The sequence below is a fragment of the Paenibacillus sp. AK121 genome, assembly GCF_019042715.1.
Classification (GTDB): Bacteria; Bacillota; Bacilli; order Paenibacillales; family Paenibacillaceae; genus Paenibacillus; species Paenibacillus polymyxa_C.
On record NZ_JAHPJM010000014.1, the window covers coordinates 41,171 to 58,103 of the forward strand.

Genomic DNA, 16,933 nt, shown 5'->3' on the forward strand with positions numbered 1-16,933 from the left:
TTTCAACAGAAAACAGCAACAGATGCTACCGTAAATTTTTAACAGCACTTGTCGCCAGAAAATCACAACGATTATTCAGTTCGTTGTCACTGTGACCTTTCACCTTCACATATTCAACCTCATGCTTACCCATCAGTTCCCACAGTTCTTCCCATAGTTCCTTGTTCTCCACCGGCTGATTTTTACTGTTACGCCAGCCATTACGGAGCCAATTCTTAATCCAGCCTTGTTTGAAGCAATTGACGACATAGGCAGAGTCACTGTGTACTTTTACACGGCACGGCTCCTTGAGCAGCTTCAGCGCTTCAATCACCGACTTGATCTCCATACGGTTGTTTGTCGTCATCTTTTCGGCACCCGACAGCTCCTTACGATGCTCTCCATACAGCAAAACGATCCCCCAGCCCCCTGGGCCCGGGTTCCCCGAACAAGCACCGTCGGTATAAACCATCACTTCTTTCATCGTTCTCTTCCTTTCCTGATTGGGAACCGCTGACCGTTATAACTCTGATCGGTTCGCACGTATTCCGCATTGATTTCAGACTATTGTTGCTCATAGCCACTTCCACTCCGAGATCGGCCAAAATATAAACTCTGCACGTCCCAGTAAATCTTCAGACTTAACGCTGCCAAAATACCGGCTATCCTTGCTTGCAGCCGTATGGCGATTATCTCCCATGACAAAAAAGTGTTCCGGCTCCACTGTAAAAGGACCGTAATCACCATCCTCCACGTCCGAGTTGGTGTACGGCTCATTTAGCAGCTCACCGTTTACATACAAATGATTATGCTCAATCCGAATGACATCTCCAGGAATACCTATGACTCTTTTCACTAAAAATCTTGGGCTGGACAGTTTGGAATCGGGATCTTTTAAAATCACAATGTCCCCTCTCCCCGGATCATGAAAATTATAAACCAGCTTATTAACGAACAAATGCTGGCTTTCCGTTAGCGTCGGTTGCATCGAATGTCCTCTGACCGTGGACAAGTTAAATACAAACAGGTTTAGAAGCAACAAGACGACCATTGCAATCAGCAGAGTAACTAACCAATCGCGTATGTAACCAGAGCGACCTGCCTGTTTGGACGTTTCCGGTGAAGGTAGCAGGTCTGACGAAGGAGTCAAAGCATCCATAATTAACCTCCTCAACCCTGTTATAAATAGAAAAGCATATCCCGTACCCGATTGCAACGGTTACTCAGATATGCTCTAAATGTAAATATTATACTTCATTTCTGTATATCGATTGCCGATTAATGAGGTGCCAAAATACTCAGCTTCTGAAACGCCTGTAAAATCTGGCTTGCTCCGTAGCCCATAGCTTCGTACAACGGCATGGCCGCACTGTTATGCTTGTCCCCGGCTACCCAAATACGGCTAACCTTACGTTGCTGAAAACGTTGCTCCATGGACTCCACAAGCGATTTCCCAATTCCCATCCGACGATGATCCGGGTGAATAGCAATACGATAGTAACAACCATGATTCTGATCAATCGTGCCAATCAGGGCACCAACGATCTCTCCCTCTTCTTCGGCAACGACGATCAAACCGGAATCCCACGAAAGCTGACGGGCAAAAGCACCCACCGTCTCTTTGTAGCACTCCTCTGACAAGGCAATTTGCATGAGTTCCGTAACTGAATTCACATCACTTAATTGAAAGGAACGAACGTGCATAAGTAATATCTCCCTTTTCGTAAGCATAATAAAAAAATTGAGACAGCACCGTCATTTTTACATAAATCCATAAAGCGCTTATCATGGTGTTAATCACAAGGCATTATGATAAAAATGCATACGATCTGCTATATATGAAATGAAGAACAGGAAAAGGGTGTATGCCCTCAAGTTCGTCATGTCATAGACATGACAGCTTATAGCAGACGACAAAAAAGCCGAAAATTCTGCTTCCTTGACCATTAAACCATACTTTTTGACGGAATACATCCCTTTTTCTCATGTAAGCGCTATATATAAAGCGTTTACATTTTTGAAGGTCAAATTTACCTCTTTTTACCTATGTATTACGTATTCCAATCGGGTTTTTGGACATGCTATCTACCAGGCCCTATTGCTCAGTTTGGTATTTTACAAACAAAAATGTTGAAAAAATAGGCTGGATGCGGTTTAATATAACTATCGAGGGTATTATTACATAGGAACACTTACCCAACCATATAACCAGGAGGGATTTTATTATGGCATTTCAATTACCAGAACTTCCTTACGCAAAAGACGCACTGGAACCACACTTTGATGCACTGACAATGGAAATTCACCATGATCGTCACCATAACACATATGTTACGAACTTAAATGCAGCTCTGGAGAGCGCTCCTGAACTGCAAAGCAAAAGCTTGGAGGATCTGATCTCCAATCTGGACAGCGTTCCTGAAAGCATCCGCACTGCGGTTCGCAATAACGGTGGTGGACACCACAACCACAGCCTGTTCTGGGAAGTTATCGGTCCTAACGGCGGTGGACAGCCAACAGGTGCAATTGCTGAAGCAATCAACAACGAACTGGGTGGCTATGACAAATTTAAAGAAGACTTCACTAAAGCAGCTACAACTCGTTTTGGTAGCGGCTGGGCTTGGCTGGTTGTCGGCAAAGACGGCAAACTGGCAATCACTAGCACTCCAAACCAAGATAGCCCGCTGTTCGAAGGTCTGACTCCGGTACTTGGACTGGACGTTTGGGAGCATGCTTACTACCTGAAATATCAAAACAAACGCCCAGATTACATTGCAGCTTTCTACAATGTAATCAACTGGGATGAAGTTAACAAACGTTACGCGGCTGCAAAGAAATAAGCCAGTAGCAACATTCTTATCCTAAATCATGAAGGGCTGTCTCAAAAGTAGATTTTCTACGAATGAGACAGCCCTTTTGGCATTCTGTGGTAAACTGGTGGAAATCATTCTTTATTACAGTCCCAGGAGGGTAATGGATGCAGACTTTTTTTCGTTATAACTGGATGGTTCGAGAACAATGGTATCGCTGGTGTGAAGAGGTGCCGCAGGAGGAACTGCTGAAAGAACGTATTGGCGGGGCTGGCGGCATTCTAAAAACGCTCTTTCATATCGTTGATGTAGAATGGAGCTGGGTTCAAATCATTCAAGGCAAACCTGATTTCCAGGAGGACTTCTCTCAGTATAATACGCTGGCTAAAGTCCGCGAGCTGGACGCGAAGTTTCGACTCGATGTGGAGCCGTTCGTCCTCGCCTGGCATGAAGGTCTGGAACGAAAAAGGTTTGAAGATCACCTCCCGGACGGCAGAATTGCGATCGATGCCTGGGGCGAGGTGATGCGCCATGTCATTGCCCACCAAATTCATCATATCGGACAGTTGTCCGTATGGTCGCGTGAGCTCGGCAAGGCCCCGGTTTCAGCCAATGTAATCGGCAAAGGGCTGATTGAGAGCGATCCATCCATATAGGTATAATATCCGCCATTAAAAAGGAGTAGAAAAGAGCCTTCAAGCTCCTTCTACTCCTTTTTATCATACACTTCGACTCATTTCTTAAAGTATTGCTTTTGACCTCTTGCTCTTGATAACACCATAAGCCAATGTAAATAATGCTCCACATATCAGGGCAATAAGATGAGCGACAAGATAATTGATATGACCGTGGTTATCTGACGCTGCAATTGCAAAGCCGGGAAGAGCCGTGGTTCCGAATCCAATGGCTGTCAGCTTGCTTAAATATACATATGCTCCGGCAACCATTCCTCCGAGACATCCAGCAACCAGAGGGAACTTATACTTCAAAGTGACCCCGAAGATCGCGGGTTCAGAGATTCCAAAAAGTACAGACCCGAATGCAGAGTAACCCAGTTCTTTAACCTTGGTGTCTTTGCGATTCAAAAGAATATACCCCAATACGGCGCCCCCTTGAGCCATCAAAGCTACCGATGCCAATGGATTGATAAAATTTCTGCCTGTGTCAGTTAACAGCTGTGCTTCTACCGCGCCCATAACATGGTGCAAACCTGTAATAACGATGATCTGCTGAATACCTGCAAAAAACATAAAGCCAAATATCCCCAGGTTTTGCGTCATCCAAAGCAACGAAACAGTCACCAGACTGGCTAGCTCCCGCCCAAGAGGGCCGATAATCGTAAACAATAGCAGAGAAGAAACAAAGACCGTCAGCAAAGGAGCCAAAAATAGTTTAATCATGTCTGGAACCTTTTTGTTAAAAAACTGATCCAACTTGGCTACCACATATCCCATCATTAGAGCAATAATAATACCGCCCTGAAAGCCTACCAACTGTACGGGAAGGCCGAAAAGACTGATCGATTCTGGATTTTGGCTCCCTTTAGCTACCTCAAAGGCGTCCGCCAAGGCTGGATGAAGCATAATCGCACCCAGCACAAGCCCCAGAATCGGACGGCCGCCATATCTCTTGGTTGCAGAATAAACAACAAGCAGCGGCAGGATGGTGAAAATACCTGTGGAAACGATTTGAACAAAGCGATTGATCCCTTGGAAAATTGGATACATCTCCACAATCGATTTAGGGCCGAATAGCCCCTTCTGGCCTAATAGACCGGTGATCCCCATTAACAATGCGGCGGCAAGAATTCCAGGCATGATCTCAATGAAGACATCTGACAGCGATTTAATGGCTTTTTGAAAAGGATTTTGCTTTTGTGCGGACTTCGATTTGACATCACTTAATGACATATCTTCTGTTCCGGTCAGTTTGGAGAACACGGCATAGATATTATTGACCAACCCAGCTCCAAAAATGATCTGCAGTTGATCCCCCGCTATGAACACACCTTTAACCAGATCAACTTCTTCAATCTTTTTTAATTCTGCTTTTTCATTGTCCTCAAGTACAATTCTTAATCTTGTGGCACAATGGGCCACACCGATAATGTTCTCTTCACCGCCGATATATTTTAAAATTTCTTGAGAAATGTGCTTATACTGCTTTTCTTTTGCTTCCATCTAGTAAAACCTCCTCTAGCTGAATCAGATGATGTCTTCTTTAACAAATCTCCAGAACAGACCTAAAAAGTCCTGCTTCACCCTGGTCAGCGTTATGCCTACATGCATTAATTCATCACCGCCAAACAGCTCACCAGTTTCTATATTTCTGTAAATGTAGTCTGGATTCAGACCTTTGAATTTTAACGTTTTAATCGCGGCAGCGGGTTGGGATAAAACCTTGAAATAGCTCGCCGCCATTTCCGTTTGATCCTCTGACACAAAGCTCCATGCGGCTTCATTTTCATCAAACGGATTAATGATTCTGTAAAAGTTTCCAAACTGAATGAGCGATCTCATTTCCTTATATAGAGCTATCTGCTTTTTCACAACTTCTTTTTCTTCAACAGTTAATGTCGTCAAATCCAGCTCATAACCTAAATTCCCGGCCATAGCGACATAACCTCTGGTCTCCAATGGTGTTATTCTGCCCACTTGATGGTTGGGTACGGTGGAGACGTGTGCGCCCATCGTAATCGGAGGATAGACAAGACTTGTCCCCCATTGAATTTTCAGTCGGCAAATGGCATCTGTATTGTCACTCGTCCAGGTCTGAGGCATGTAATAGAGCATACCGGCATCAAAACGGCCTCCTCCACTAGAACAGCTTTCGAATAAGACATGAGGAAACTGCGATGTAAGCTCTTCCATAATACTGTAGAGTCCCAGGATATAACGATGCGCCGTCTCCCTTTGTCTCTCAGGTGGCAAGGCGGCCGAACCCACATCTGTCATGTGACGATTCATGTCCCATTTTACATAAGTAATTGGAACGTTCGATAAAATATCGGAAACCGACTTAACGATGTACTCACACACTTCCTTCCTTGATAAATCCAACATAAGCTGATTTCTTCCCAGCGTATACGGACGATCAGGGACATGGATACACCAATCGGGATGCCTTCTGTATAAATCACTGTCTATGGATACCATCTCAGGTTCAAACCACAAACCAAACTCCATACCCAGATTTCGAATGCGATTGGCAAGATCCGGCAATCCATCTGGAAGTTTGCGACGGTCCACCACCCAATCGCCTAATGAAGTATTGTCATCATCTCGTTTCCCAAACCACCCATCATCCAATACAAACAGCTCCACTCCTACACTTTGAGCTTCCTTCGCCAACTGCTCAATCTTGTCGGCATCAAAGTTAAAGTAGGTGGCTTCCCAGTTATTAATCAGGATCGGTCGTTCCTTGTCACGAAATGGTCCACGACATAATCTGTTCCTGTATAGATCATGATAAATTCTCGACATGCCGCCCAAGCCATTTTCGGTGTATACCATAACCACTTCTGGCGTTTGGAACGACTCCTCCGGTCCAAGCAGCCATGTGAAATCAAAAGGATTAATCCCCATCGTGACTCTAGTGTTCCGATAGGAATCTACCTGCGTCTGGGCCGTAAAGTTCCCGCTGTACACCAGATTAAAGGCGTATACTTCGCCCTGATCTTCATCTGTCCCTTCTCTTACAAGTGCCATAAAGGGTGCCTGATGAGGGCTGCTAGCGCCACGGCAGCTGTCTACCATTTGAATTCCGGGTAAAATTTTTCTCCTTGCTATATTTTTTTCATTGTTATGCGCACCGTACAAGGTAATGAGTTCATATTCATCATCTCGAAAATCCACACTGGCACTTAACGCTCTAAGCAGTTTTAGCTGCTGCTGACCTTCATTATCAAAACGGACATAACGGGTAATGACATCCCGCTTTGGATATAGGCTATAGGATAGTACAATCTTTACATCAATTAATGGATCTTCAAGGATGATTTCCAGTGTTTCTACTTCGCCATCATCCTCCGCATACGTAGAAGGAAGCCCTTTCAATTTTGCTTTGCCTTGGTAAACCCGATGTTCTTTATACCGAAAATCTGTCACTGTAGAACCATTCTCCAATTGAAGCTGATACGCAGGAATCCTGAAATCACTATTTCCAAATGACGGATATTCTTGCGGGATGGTATCCAGTGAAAAAGCTCGATCCGCCCCATTCGGATTGGGTGAAAATCCTCTATCCATAAAGATGATTTTATTGCTTCCCCGATAGTTCTGAATTTTCTTTCCCCAATACAGATGGACTAAATAACCATCTTGTATAACCTGCATGACATAACTGGTATTGCTGCCTTGTAAATGGAATAAAAGCTTCTCTTTATCGATGATTATAGCCATAGTGACCCCCTTGTAGCGCCAATAGTAATATTTTCAAAAAGTATAAATTATGTTGTTTCCTTGTTTCTTACACCCTAATCATAATGGAATAGTTTTAATAATTATATGGAATAATGTAGACTCTATATGAAACGGTGTGATAATATGCAGAGATGAATTAAGAGGTGAAAACAAATGAGTTCGCATTTTTCCAATCATTCCTATAACAACTTAGATCTCAATCTATACACATGTGGAAAAGAAAGCTGTACCAGCAAACACTCTTATGGTCCAGCCATTCGAAGCGGGTATATGGTGCATTTTATTTTAAAAGGAAAAGGGATCTATAAAGTCAACGATAAAATCTATCATTTGGAGAAAAACGATGCTTTCTTTATTGAGCCGAAGGTTCTAATTTACTACGAAGCGGATGAAGTCGACCCATGGGAATATGCCTGGATCGGTTTTAATGGGGTGCAAGCAAAAGAATATCTAAGCCGGACCTGTATCCATAGGGACAATCCCATTTTCCGGTTTGAAGCAGAGGGCAATCTTGCTCGCTGTATGGAAAGTATCGTCGTTTCTTCTACGCTGAAATCCAACAAAGACCTGTTGCTTACATCCAAGCTGTATGAATTCCTGTATCTGATGTTTGAACTTTATCCTAATCAGGAAGTCAACAATGAGGTAAGACAGCAGCGTTATATTAAAGAAGCGCTTCTCTTTATTCAACAAAACTATTCACACTTCATTACCGTAAGTGACATTGCCAAGTACATTTCAATTGACCGTTCGTATTTGCATCGTTTATTTAAACAGCAACTCAATAAGTCACCACAGGAATTTTTATTGCATTTGAGGATTGAAAAATCTTGCTCCCTCTTAAAAAATACTTCCCTGAAAATCGGAGATATTGCTCGGTCTGTAGGGTATAAAGATGTACTCCTATTCTCTAAGATGTTCAAAACGGTCAACAAATTGACCCCATCCGAATACCGAAAAAATCACCAAAAATAACACGCTTTGACGTTCTACCTCGGCTGCCCATAATAAACCTCTTACGAACAAAGAGGTCAACCAGTAAAAACTGGCTGACCTCATAATACGAACGGACAGGATAGCTTGGTTGTTCGCGAAAAATAATAACTCCTTTAATTCCGGAGAGCCAGAGCGGCCGTAACAGCAGCTGGATCTCCACCGTACGTCTCAAGCTGATCGATTACGATTTATCATTAGGCCGGCCTTATCATTACTCATGTTATATCTTCTTTAAAGTGACGACAAAGAAATTTATAAAATTATGCTACTCAAGTCTCAAGACCCATTCACCAAATAATTTTAAAATTGATTAGATTATTTCACAATCAACATTAATATGCGGCGAAGAGGGAATTTAATCGACCAGAAGAGGGCAGTTGTTCTCTCTCCTATTCAGACACCTTACAAAAGAAAAGCACGTTAAATTACTCAGTCGGAGGAATCACTATTTTGAGAAAGCTATCATTTTTTATTGCCATTATCATGTTAGGTACAATGTTGTCCGCTTGTTCTGCCATTACATCCACCGTGGATCAAGCGCCTGCAGGCGTTACGTCCGGCGAGAGCAAAGAAATCGAAAAATACAATGCGTATGTGAGGCTGAATAACTTGATGACAGGCAGAATCAATGAGGTTCTGGTTCATTATTTCGAGAAGTTCGGAGGTGATACACAGCCTGTAATCGAGAAGAACTTCAGCTTCATCATGCTCGGCGTTGCTGAAACTGAGCGGGAAATTGTTGATAAAGCGAACGGCTATACCGCAAGCCAACCTGCTTTTGCGAACGTAGACCCCGTAGTGATCAAACTGACACCGGTCATCAATGATCTGTTGTCCGTCCTGGACGAAATGAAAGCCTACTACGATACAAAAGGCTACGTGGATGATGATTTCGCAAAAGGAAAACAGCTGCATACCAAGCTTGTAAGTGCCAATCTCGCTTACGAGACTGTCGCCAAACAATACTTCACGGCTTTGCAAAAATTGGGTAACGAGCAGCGTCTGGCCGAACTGCAAAAACTCAAGGATTCAGACCAGCAGATCAGGTATAATGCCTTGAAGTTCATGATAGATGCCGAGGCTACGGCCATTGAAATGGATGAGCAGGGAATCACCGCCGACAATGTGCTGCAACTTGATATGACGAAGTTTAAAGCCAAATACGACATTATGACCGCAGATCTGAGTACGCTCATGACAATCTCAAAAGACAAGAAACGAGTTCAAAAAGAAGGGATTAACAGCTTCAGTATCGAGAGCTATGTTGATTCAGCCACTGAGGCAAAAGCGGCCGCTTCGAAAATCATTGAACGCATCAATAAGAAGGAACCTGTATCTGATTCTGATCTGAACGGCCAGTTCCTGAACACTACGGATGGCACACCTGAGAATTTCAATTATAAGCTAAGCAAGGCAGTCGAACGATATAATGAAATAAATTAAGCGTATCGTGGATAAGGTTGTAGCAACGATTCTAGGGAAAGAAAAGCAATGTTAGTTCAATGGAACAGCGACAGTCTAGGACTTTATTTCGTATTATTAGGTCAACCAAAAATTTGGTTGGCCTATTTTAATAGGTGTTTTAAGATGACGATAGCCGGGAAGAACTAGGTGGTTTTAGGGAAATAAATAACCCCGTCAAGAAAACTGTTCTCCCACTATCACCAACGACCATGTTTGAGCTGGTTGGGGCATGCGATCCCGTATAACAAGCGAAGCTATGAGGTTGGAATCATCGTGGGCTCGTTTCATTTCTCATACGAGAAGAAATTGAACATCTCATTGTGAATCCCTTGCAATCTAAGCGAGCACGCGGGACTACGTTACGCAAAGTTAAAACAGATGCAGCAGACGCTTGGCACTTAGCTGAAATGTTCTACCGCGGCGATTTAAAGCCGCACCGGGCATGGGATGAAGCTCATACGGAGCTTCAAAATGTGACCAGACAGCATGAATTTATAACATCATTATATGTGCAGGCCAAGCTAAATACTCGGGCTTTGTTTGATCAGGTATTTCCCGAATATGAACCTGTATTTTATGACCTTTACTCGGTAACGGCTCTAAAAGTCCTACAAGCTTGCCTTCAGGGTAAGGTCAAAAATGCCTCTCAATCTTTGTTTGAACATGCCAGGCTCCTCACTCTAGGAAGTGGATTAACGATAGAGCAGAGCTGCTAGACATAGCGCTGAAGCAAAAAGCCAAGGTCAACCGAAGCATCTCTCAACATTACGTTTTAGAAGGAATGATTACCTTATTACTTGCTTTTCAGTCTCAACTCGAAATATTAGAGACACAAATGGAGGAAATTTCCGTAAATCAGCTTATACATACATATACGCCATACTTAGTAAAAACGAGCCCTATTGTCTGTAAAATTACCATATTACCATATTAATCCATAAATTTCTGTAGGAGCAGAGGGTTTCTTAGTCATGCCTCGGTCCAGCCAATATTTTAACGAAAATATACGCTAAGGGAGCATAAAAAACGGGCTTTTCTTACTCTAAGTCGTTGTCCACTATACATCATTAGCGGTCATCATTATGCCGAAAAACGGTTCGTTACGTCCGCTAAGGTCATCAGGAACGACGAAAATGCATGTCCGATAAAGCTAAACATAAAAACGGTCAAAATGTTGGCGCTACCCCTTATACCAAAACTGGTCCTCTATAAATTCTAAAGCATCCCGGTTTTGTACAGTAAACCGGTCACTCATAGAATGAATCGTGTTGATACGTTTACATAGATCATCCGGATTCCAGCGTGAGAGTAAGATCTTTGGATCACCACGCATGCCTCCAAGAGGATTCGCACGATAAATGCCTGAAAACGCCAGACGGTTGACCAAGAGCAGCCTCCATGCAGCCTCGAACATCATCTATGTTCATATTTTCATTCCCCCTATTTATTATCATTTTAGGGGTATGACCAATTACATTATGAACGTTTCCCATCTAGGTTTCCCCTTATGCAGAAGATCATGGAAATGAGAAGAAGCACCAATGGTACTGCCGCGCATATTATCATTCCAAAATACCCCGTTACTGTATCAAAGTTATCTATTTGAATAAAATTTTGAGGATAGATGCTGACGGCAAATATGATAATTAACGGAAGATAAAAAATGTATCCGTTCCACTTTTGGGTGAGCTGGCTGATCCCGGCTACAAGATAGAAATAATAATTTGAGGCGGTCATGAAAATTTTGATTGTCCACAAAATGATAAAAAATATTTCAAACCGTTCCAGGAACGAACCGGGGAATTCAATTTGCTGCGCAAAAGAAACGACCGGCCATTGCAATCGGGAAACTTCTTCTACCGACATACAGCCAACGACCATCGTTACCATCAGGACATACAAAGCCATTGCAATCGAGTAGCCGATCCCCCCCGCTTTCCATGCTTTTTGTGGATTGACCATAAAATTAGTTAATATGAGCATGGATTCAAAACCCAGCGTCGAAAAAGGTACAACTTTAAGAGATTTGAGGATCGGCCCCCACCCTTGATGGAAAACAGGGCGCAAATTATCAATGTCAAAATGATTGATATTGAGAATGATCAGCAATAAATAAACAATAAAGGTTAAGGGAAAGAAAAGCTCGACCAAGCGAACCATCGCATGAAGACCGCCCGAGGTCAAATAACCAATAAGCAGAAGAAACGGCAAGAGAATCATGCTTACCGGAGTTCTCTCCAATGCAAGGGCTTTGAGGAATTCTGCCATCATTCTGGATACAAGAGAGCAGATCATCACGCAATATACCATGAACGCAATATTGATGAAAAGGCTGATAAATTTACCTGCGATCACAGAATTGAGCTCATAGAACGTCTTCCCTGGAAATCGCCGACACAATTTCACGTTGATAAAAACGACGCCGACACCAAACAGACTTGCCAGCAAAAGCCCCTGCCACACGTCAGGCGTTTGCGTCTGTTGCGTGATGGTTCGTGGTAAACTGACAATTCCCACAGCGTACACGGTCGAAGTTACTGTTAATAGAGCTTGTATAGTAGAAATTTCATCCTGTTTCATGGAAGGTATGTTGGGCATTACGCTCCCTCTCCTTTTGTATAAGCACCTGTTCGTTTAATCTGTACTTCAACCCGAACGTCGATCGGTATTTCACTGAATGTATCCTGCCAATTGTCTTTTACACGATCCCAGTAGGCGGGATAGTTTACTTTTACCTTTGAACCGAAGCCGGCTACGTCTGCTTTCATTTCTTTCTGGAGCTTGCTTAATGATTGGAGCACGATCTTTTTGATTTCATCTTGCACCGTTTCTTTAGCGGTTCGGATGAACGGTTCCTTCAAGAACTCCGAAGAAATAACCGAGTTTTCGTTTAGTTTGACAGCTGTTTTGATACGAACCGTGAATGAGAGAGCCTCCCCTTTGACGTGAGGGATAAGTTTGCTATGGGTATCCTCAACTTCATCCTGATAACACTTCTATCACACACGCCTCAAGATCTGTTCCTTCTTTCGCATTGATCGTAAAAGCCGCCTGCTGTACCAATTCTTCCTTCAGTTGTTCCAGATTAACCTGAGAGCGGCCTTCACGGATTCCCGTTTGTCCCACATCCATTTTTTTGAAGACGACATCAGGAAGATGATCCAGGATCTTTTTTAGATGATCTAATTTCGCCTCGAGTAATCTTGCCATAACGATGACGGTCCCCCTTCAAAAAACTTAAATCATGATATACATGTAATATGTGTAAAATAGTGATAAATATTCATGGGGAAGAACAGGGGTCTATCGTGTTCGGCGATGAGTAGATACTAGAACCAGAGGGACTCTCTTTGAGTATCAGTAAGCAAAAAAACGAACACCAGATGGTGTCCGTTGTTATGGAGGCGAGGGTACTCTCGTCGAGCGATTCCGTGAAGCTAATCCCTTTTAGTTGCTCATTAAATTCCCGAATTGTTCTGTCGTTCCGTTTGGTTCAACAGTAGGATTTCTGTTTAATGCAATTGGCAAACATTTTGATTTTTGGCGAGTAACACAATCACAAAAGATGCATCCTTTTCAACCTAGCCTAGTCTTTCGACTTGCGGGTCACTGCTTTTTTGAGTGGGAGTCAAATAAATGGAATTTGATACTCGACCTATTAGACGATCCTTTATTTTTTGCTGACAGTTATATTATTAACATCAGTTCTCTTTTTGCTTTGCATAATATTCGTTGATCAGATCAAGGAACACCTTGGGAAACGCCAAGGTGGACATATCCGCCTCGCTGATCCAGCGGTACCCCGCCGGCAGCGCATTATGTGCGTGCTCCACCTGCTCAGCCAGCGCAATTAACACACCTGGCTTCGCCGCGGTGCTGTAGCTGGCCCGCTGCTCGGCAGCCAGCGGCTGTTCGCCCTCCTGCCCGGCAGGGGCGGCGACCTCTTCACACTGGAACACACGCAGGTTCCAGTGAATGTGGCTGAACGTGTGCTCTGCCTCACGTACAAACCTCACCGGGCGCGCATGCACGCCCTCTGCCAACAAATGAGCTGCCAGGTGATCCATGGCCGGCTCATCTGGCACCGGACCGTTGTAGCCCTCCTGTCCGGCAAGCTCGTGCGGCAGCTCCCACATGCGGGCCAACAGGCCCTTGGCCGGGCGCTGGCGCACAAGCAGGCGGCCTGCATTGGCACCGCTGCCCTCGATAAGGGCGACGGAGCGAGGCTCCAGCCGCGGCGGCTTCGCTTTTGTTTTGACTGGCAGCGTCTCCTCGCGGCCTGCCAGCCTGCCCGAGCAATGCTCCATGACCGGACAGGTCAGACAATGAGGCGACTTTGGCGTGCAGACCAGCGCCCCCAGCTCCATCAGCGCCTGATTAAAATCGGAGGCTCTTCCTTCGGGAATCAGCTCCCTGACCAGACTTTCCATATGCGCTCGCGTGCTGCCCTTCATGATATCCTCTTCAATGAGAAAATAACGCGACAGCACACGCATCACATTCCCGTCTACAGCAGGCTCTGGCCGATTAAAGGCAATGCTCATAATCGCCCCCGTCGTATACGGACCTACTCCTTTCAGTGCAGCAACAGCCTGCGTATCATCTGGCACCTGCCCACCGTGAAGCTCAACTACCTGTTTCGCCGCCGTTTGCAAATTCCGGGCCCGCGAATAATACCCCAGCCCTTCCCACAGCTTGAGAACATCCTCCTCGGGCGCTTCCGCCAGCGCTTCAATCGTCGGAAAACGTGCAATAAAGCGATTAAAATACGGAATGACCGTATCGACACGTGTCTGCTGAAGCATAATTTCCGAAATCCAGATATAAAAAGGATTGCGATGGCGGCGCCACGGCAAGTCGCGTTTGTTACGTGTATACCAATTCAACAGTTCAAAACTGAAGTAACGCTTTTGTTCCAATGTATTTGTAGTCATCACATCACGTCTCCTTATATTCGACAATCACAAAAGCAGAGGCAATGTTAGGCTGATGTGTAATACTCAAGTGAATGCTGTAATTCGAGTCACCCGTATTCGGTAATCTCAGTCGATCCCACGCAGACGAAGACAAATAAACTACGGGCTTCCCCCCCGGTTCAGGTAAAATTTCCATATCGCTGAACCCGATGATTTGTCCAATTCCACAGCCAAAGGCTTTCGTTATGGCTTCCTTGGCAGCAAAGCGCCCTGCTACGAACTCCGCTAGCCTTCCCTTGCGTTCCACTGCAAGCTCGCGTTCTGCCGGGGTCAACACCCGATTCAAAAATGCATCTGCATATTTACCTGCCAAAATATGAGCCATACGGCTTATTTCCAGCACATCATGTCCAATTCCGTAGATCATTTGGGTATTCCCCGCCCTTTTTTTACTTTACTGGATCTATTGTAACAGTGCGTCCACACCCTGGCGAGTCGTAAAGGCGTAAAAGCGTCACCAAAATATGTTAAAATGAGAGAGGCAATCAGTGAATGCTTTAAATTCGCGGATATGCCGGTTAAAAAACTCCCGTAGAAAGGAAGGATAGGATGTCAGAAACGATTGTGGTTGAAGCTGGTACTGATGCAGGAACAGATGCGGTGATCCGGGCCTCATGGTTTCCCGCTAAAAATACGGCCAAGAGCCTGCTCATCATCGCTCATGGCTACAAAGGATTTAAGGATTGGGGTATGTTCCCCTTTATTGCAGAAGCATTGAGTATGGATAACCACGTAGTAACCTTCAATTTTTCACATAATGGCATAGGTGAGGATCTGGAGAATTTTACCGAGCTGGAAAAGTTCGCACGCAACACCTATAGCCGCGAACAAGAGGATTTGGAACTATTGCTGTCCAATTTGAGATCACGCCATGAATTCAGAGAATTGCCGTTGTTTCTGTTAGGACATAGCCGAGGTGCGGGAAGCTGCTTTGTATATGCACTAGATCATCCCGGCGAGATTGCTGGCGTCATTTCATGGAATGGCGTAACCAATCTTGATCTGTTTACTTTACCACAAAAAGAAGAAATGCGTGCCAAGGGACGCAGCTATGTGCAGAACGCCAGAACCGGGCAACAGCTTCCGCTTGATGCTATCATTCTGGACGACCTGGAGCACAATCGCGAGCGTTTTGCCATTGTAGACAGGCTTGCCAATAGCCAGCTCCCAGCTGTACTTATCCAGGGAACCGAAGACTCCAAACGTCTACGGGAAGGCTCTGCCCAGCTCACCTCCGTTCGTCCCGACATCGAGTGGGTACAAATTCAAGGCGGCAATCATACCTTTAACACCGTTCATCCATTCCAGGGAGGCAGTCTTCAACTGGATCAGGCAATTACCGAAACCCGCCGCTTCATTGACCGGATCACTAATTAGGCAGTAGCCCCCTCAATACAAACGGCGATCCGCCGGGCGGATCGCCGCATTTATTTAGCTTAGCATTTTACAATTCCAAAATGATTAATGCTTACACTCCCGGAATGCTTGTCCGCTTATGTGCTGTACGTGTAAAATAGCTTTCCAGCTTTTCGCTGGCCGCCGGGTCAATTTCTTTGCCCTCCAGGTAGTCGCTGTTTGCTTCGTAGGAGATTCCCAGTTCCTTTTCATCCGTCTGGCCTTCCCACAATCCTGCTGTAGGCGCTTTGTCCAAAATAGCCTGCGGAACTCCAAGATAGCTGGCCAGCAAACGCACCTGACGTTTGTTGAGAGTGCTGAGCGGTGTAATATCGACCGCACCATCACCCCATTTGGTATAAAAGCCTGTAATGGCTTCTGAAGCGTGATCTGTACCCACGACGAGCAGGTTCAGTTCATTCGCAAGTGCGTACTGAACCACCATACGTGTTCTTGCCTTTACATTACCTCTCACTTGCGGAGTAATGGAACGTTCCAGACCGATATCCTTTAATGTGTGCTCTACTTCCACGGCAATCGTATCCACGGCTTCCTTAATGTTCGTTTCCCCGGCATATTTCAGGTTGAACGCTTTAGCCACCGCGTAGCTATGCTCGATATCTTCCTGTTGACCATAGGGCTGGAATACACCCAGTGTTTTGTATTCTTGCCCTTGCTCCTGTGTCAACTCATCTGTAGCCTGCTTGCACAAGGCGGCTGCTACGGCACTGTCAATCCCGCCACTGATGGCGATCAACAGCCCTTTGCTTCCTGTTTTTGTTACGTACGACTTGAGGAAATCCACACGCTTGCGGACCTCCGCCTCTACGTTGATCGTAGGCTGTACTCCCAATTCAGCAATAATCTGTTCCTGCAAACTCATCAGATAAGC

The 16,933-nt window shown here is 44.8% G+C and carries 16 protein-coding genes and 2 pseudogenes; 6 read left to right on the forward strand and 12 right to left on the reverse strand.

Annotation, left to right across the window (positions count from 1 at the left end; all coding sequences use genetic code 11):
- Window positions 1-25 precede the first annotated feature (25 nt).
- From rnhA to KSP24_RS21055, 3 genes are all read right to left on the reverse strand, one after another.
- Window positions 26-463: a ribonuclease HI gene (rnhA, locus tag KSP24_RS21045; protein ID WP_019686138.1), complete on the reverse strand. Its 438-nt coding sequence runs from the start codon at window positions 461-463 to the stop codon at window positions 26-28.
- Between the two features lie 90 nt (window positions 464-553).
- Window positions 554-1,138, reverse strand: a complete 585-nt coding sequence (lepB, locus tag KSP24_RS21050; protein ID WP_025677452.1) for a signal peptidase I — start codon at window positions 1,136-1,138, stop codon at window positions 554-556.
- Between the two features lie 119 nt (window positions 1,139-1,257).
- On the reverse strand, window positions 1,258-1,683 hold the full coding sequence (locus KSP24_RS21055) for a GNAT family N-acetyltransferase (RefSeq protein WP_013369410.1): 426 nt from the start codon (window positions 1,681-1,683) through the stop codon (window positions 1,258-1,260).
- A gap of 521 nt (window positions 1,684-2,204) precedes the next feature.
- Here KSP24_RS21055 and KSP24_RS21060 point away from each other — a divergent pair.
- Both KSP24_RS21060 and KSP24_RS21065 read left to right on the forward strand, forming a co-directional pair.
- The gene (locus tag KSP24_RS21060) at window positions 2,205-2,819 is read left to right on the forward strand and encodes a superoxide dismutase (protein ID WP_013369407.1); all 615 of its coding nucleotides are present in this window, start codon (window positions 2,205-2,207) and stop codon (window positions 2,817-2,819) included.
- A gap of 137 nt (window positions 2,820-2,956) precedes the next feature.
- A complete protein-coding gene (locus KSP24_RS21065) occupies window positions 2,957-3,445 on the forward strand; it encodes a DinB family protein (RefSeq protein WP_058710694.1) in 489 nt (162 codons plus the stop codon).
- Window positions 3,446-3,529: 84 nt separating this feature from the next.
- On the opposite strand, the gene KSP24_RS21070 is transcribed toward KSP24_RS21065, so the two are convergent.
- Both KSP24_RS21070 and KSP24_RS21075 read right to left on the reverse strand, forming a co-directional pair.
- Complete coding sequence (locus KSP24_RS21070) at window positions 3,530-4,969, reverse strand: PTS transporter subunit EIIC (protein WP_025677448.1); 1,440 nt, start codon at window positions 4,967-4,969, stop codon at window positions 3,530-3,532.
- A 24-nt stretch (window positions 4,970-4,993) separates the two neighbouring features.
- A complete protein-coding gene (locus KSP24_RS21075; RefSeq protein ID WP_216976543.1) occupies window positions 4,994-7,189 on the reverse strand; it encodes an alpha-galactosidase in 2,196 nt (731 codons plus the stop codon).
- Window positions 7,190-7,363: 174 nt separating this feature from the next.
- Between KSP24_RS21075 and KSP24_RS21080 the strand changes: the two genes are divergently transcribed.
- The 3 genes and pseudogenes from KSP24_RS21080 to KSP24_RS21090 form a co-directional block, all read left to right on the forward strand.
- Window positions 7,364-8,185 carry an AraC family transcriptional regulator gene (locus KSP24_RS21080; protein ID WP_216976545.1) on the forward strand — a complete coding sequence of 274 codons (822 nt, stop codon included), beginning with the start codon at window positions 7,364-7,366 and terminating at the stop codon, window positions 8,183-8,185.
- 471 nt (window positions 8,186-8,656) lie between these two features.
- Entirely contained in the window at window positions 8,657-9,649 is a 993-nt protein-coding gene (locus KSP24_RS21085) for a YiiG family protein (protein ID WP_013369402.1), read from the forward strand.
- 302 nt (window positions 9,650-9,951) lie between these two features.
- Window positions 9,952-10,386: pseudogene (locus KSP24_RS21090) on the forward strand (IS110 family transposase); the annotation flags it as partial.
- A 464-nt stretch (window positions 10,387-10,850) separates the two neighbouring features.
- On the opposite strand, the gene KSP24_RS21095 reads toward KSP24_RS21090, so the two are convergent.
- From KSP24_RS21095 to acpS, 6 genes and pseudogenes are all read right to left on the reverse strand, one after another.
- Window positions 10,851-11,057, reverse strand: a complete 207-nt coding sequence (locus KSP24_RS21095) for a DNA adenine methylase (RefSeq protein WP_216976547.1) — start codon at window positions 11,055-11,057, stop codon at window positions 10,851-10,853.
- A gap of 89 nt (window positions 11,058-11,146) precedes the next feature.
- Complete coding sequence (locus KSP24_RS21100) at window positions 11,147-12,250, reverse strand: GerAB/ArcD/ProY family transporter (protein ID WP_254207926.1); 1,104 nt, start codon at window positions 12,248-12,250, stop codon at window positions 11,147-11,149.
- Window positions 12,251-12,267: 17 nt separating this feature from the next.
- Window positions 12,268-12,636, reverse strand: a pseudogene (locus KSP24_RS21105) (Ger(x)C family spore germination C-terminal domain-containing protein); the annotation flags it as partial.
- A 13-nt stretch (window positions 12,637-12,649) separates the two neighbouring features.
- Window positions 12,650-12,880, reverse strand: coding sequence for a hypothetical protein (locus tag KSP24_RS21110; protein WP_014599466.1), 231 nt, complete (start codon window positions 12,878-12,880; stop codon window positions 12,650-12,652).
- 491 nt (window positions 12,881-13,371) lie between these two features.
- The gene (gene mutY / locus KSP24_RS21115) at window positions 13,372-14,604 is read right to left on the reverse strand and encodes an A/G-specific adenine glycosylase (protein WP_216976551.1); all 1,233 of its coding nucleotides are present in this window, start codon (window positions 14,602-14,604) and stop codon (window positions 13,372-13,374) included.
- 4 nt (window positions 14,605-14,608) lie between these two features.
- Window positions 14,609-15,013: a holo-ACP synthase gene (gene acpS, locus KSP24_RS21120; protein ID WP_013369392.1), complete on the reverse strand. Its 405-nt coding sequence runs from the start codon at window positions 15,011-15,013 to the stop codon at window positions 14,609-14,611.
- 182 nt (window positions 15,014-15,195) lie between these two features.
- On the opposite strand from acpS, the gene KSP24_RS21125 reads away from it, so the two are divergent.
- Window positions 15,196-16,023 (forward strand): alpha/beta hydrolase family protein, encoded by an 828-nt coding sequence (locus KSP24_RS21125; RefSeq protein ID WP_058710687.1) that lies wholly within the window; start codon window positions 15,196-15,198, stop codon window positions 16,021-16,023.
- Window positions 16,024-16,114: 91 nt separating this feature from the next.
- Here KSP24_RS21125 and nadE read toward each other — a convergent pair whose 3' ends face one another.
- Window positions 16,115-16,924, reverse strand: a complete 810-nt coding sequence (nadE, locus tag KSP24_RS21130) for an ammonia-dependent NAD(+) synthetase (protein WP_216976553.1) — start codon at window positions 16,922-16,924, stop codon at window positions 16,115-16,117.
- Between the last annotated feature and the right edge of the window lie 9 nt (window positions 16,925-16,933).

What these genes read in the sequence shown, in the direction of transcription:
- rnhA (WP_019686138.1), bottom strand. Translation starts at nt 463, where the DNA reads ATGAAAGAAGTGATGGTTTATACCGACGGTGCTTGTTCGGGGAACCCG.
- lepB (WP_025677452.1), bottom strand. Translation starts at nt 1,138, where the DNA reads ATGGATGCTTTGACTCCTTCGTCAGACCTGCTACCTTCACCGGAAACG.
- KSP24_RS21055 (WP_013369410.1), bottom strand. Translation starts at nt 1,683, where the DNA reads ATGCACGTTCGTTCCTTTCAATTAAGTGATGTGAATTCAGTTACGGAA.
- KSP24_RS21060 (WP_013369407.1), top strand. Translation starts at nt 2,205, where the DNA reads ATGGCATTTCAATTACCAGAACTTCCTTACGCAAAAGACGCACTGGAA.
- KSP24_RS21065 (WP_058710694.1), top strand. Translation starts at nt 2,957, where the DNA reads ATGCAGACTTTTTTTCGTTATAACTGGATGGTTCGAGAACAATGGTAT.
- KSP24_RS21070 (WP_025677448.1), bottom strand. Translation starts at nt 4,969, where the DNA reads ATGGAAGCAAAAGAAAAGCAGTATAAGCACATTTCTCAAGAAATTTTA.
- KSP24_RS21075 (WP_216976543.1), bottom strand. Translation starts at nt 7,189, where the DNA reads ATGGCTATAATCATCGATAAAGAGAAGCTTTTATTCCATTTACAAGGC.
- KSP24_RS21080 (WP_216976545.1), top strand. Translation starts at nt 7,364, where the DNA reads ATGAGTTCGCATTTTTCCAATCATTCCTATAACAACTTAGATCTCAAT.
- KSP24_RS21100 (WP_254207926.1), bottom strand. Translation starts at nt 12,250, where the DNA reads ATGAAACAGGATGAAATTTCTACTATACAAGCTCTATTAACAGTAACT.
- KSP24_RS21110 (WP_014599466.1), bottom strand. Translation starts at nt 12,880, where the DNA reads ATGGCAAGATTACTCGAGGCGAAATTAGATCATCTAAAAAAGATCCTG.
- mutY (WP_216976551.1), bottom strand. Translation starts at nt 14,604, where the DNA reads ATGACTACAAATACATTGGAACAAAAGCGTTACTTCAGTTTTGAACTG.
- acpS (WP_013369392.1), bottom strand. Translation starts at nt 15,013, where the DNA reads ATGATCTACGGAATTGGACATGATGTGCTGGAAATAAGCCGTATGGCT.
- KSP24_RS21125 (WP_058710687.1), top strand. Translation starts at nt 15,196, where the DNA reads ATGTCAGAAACGATTGTGGTTGAAGCTGGTACTGATGCAGGAACAGAT.
- nadE (WP_216976553.1), bottom strand. Translation starts at nt 16,924, where the DNA reads ATGAGTTTGCAGGAACAGATTATTGCTGAATTGGGAGTACAGCCTACG.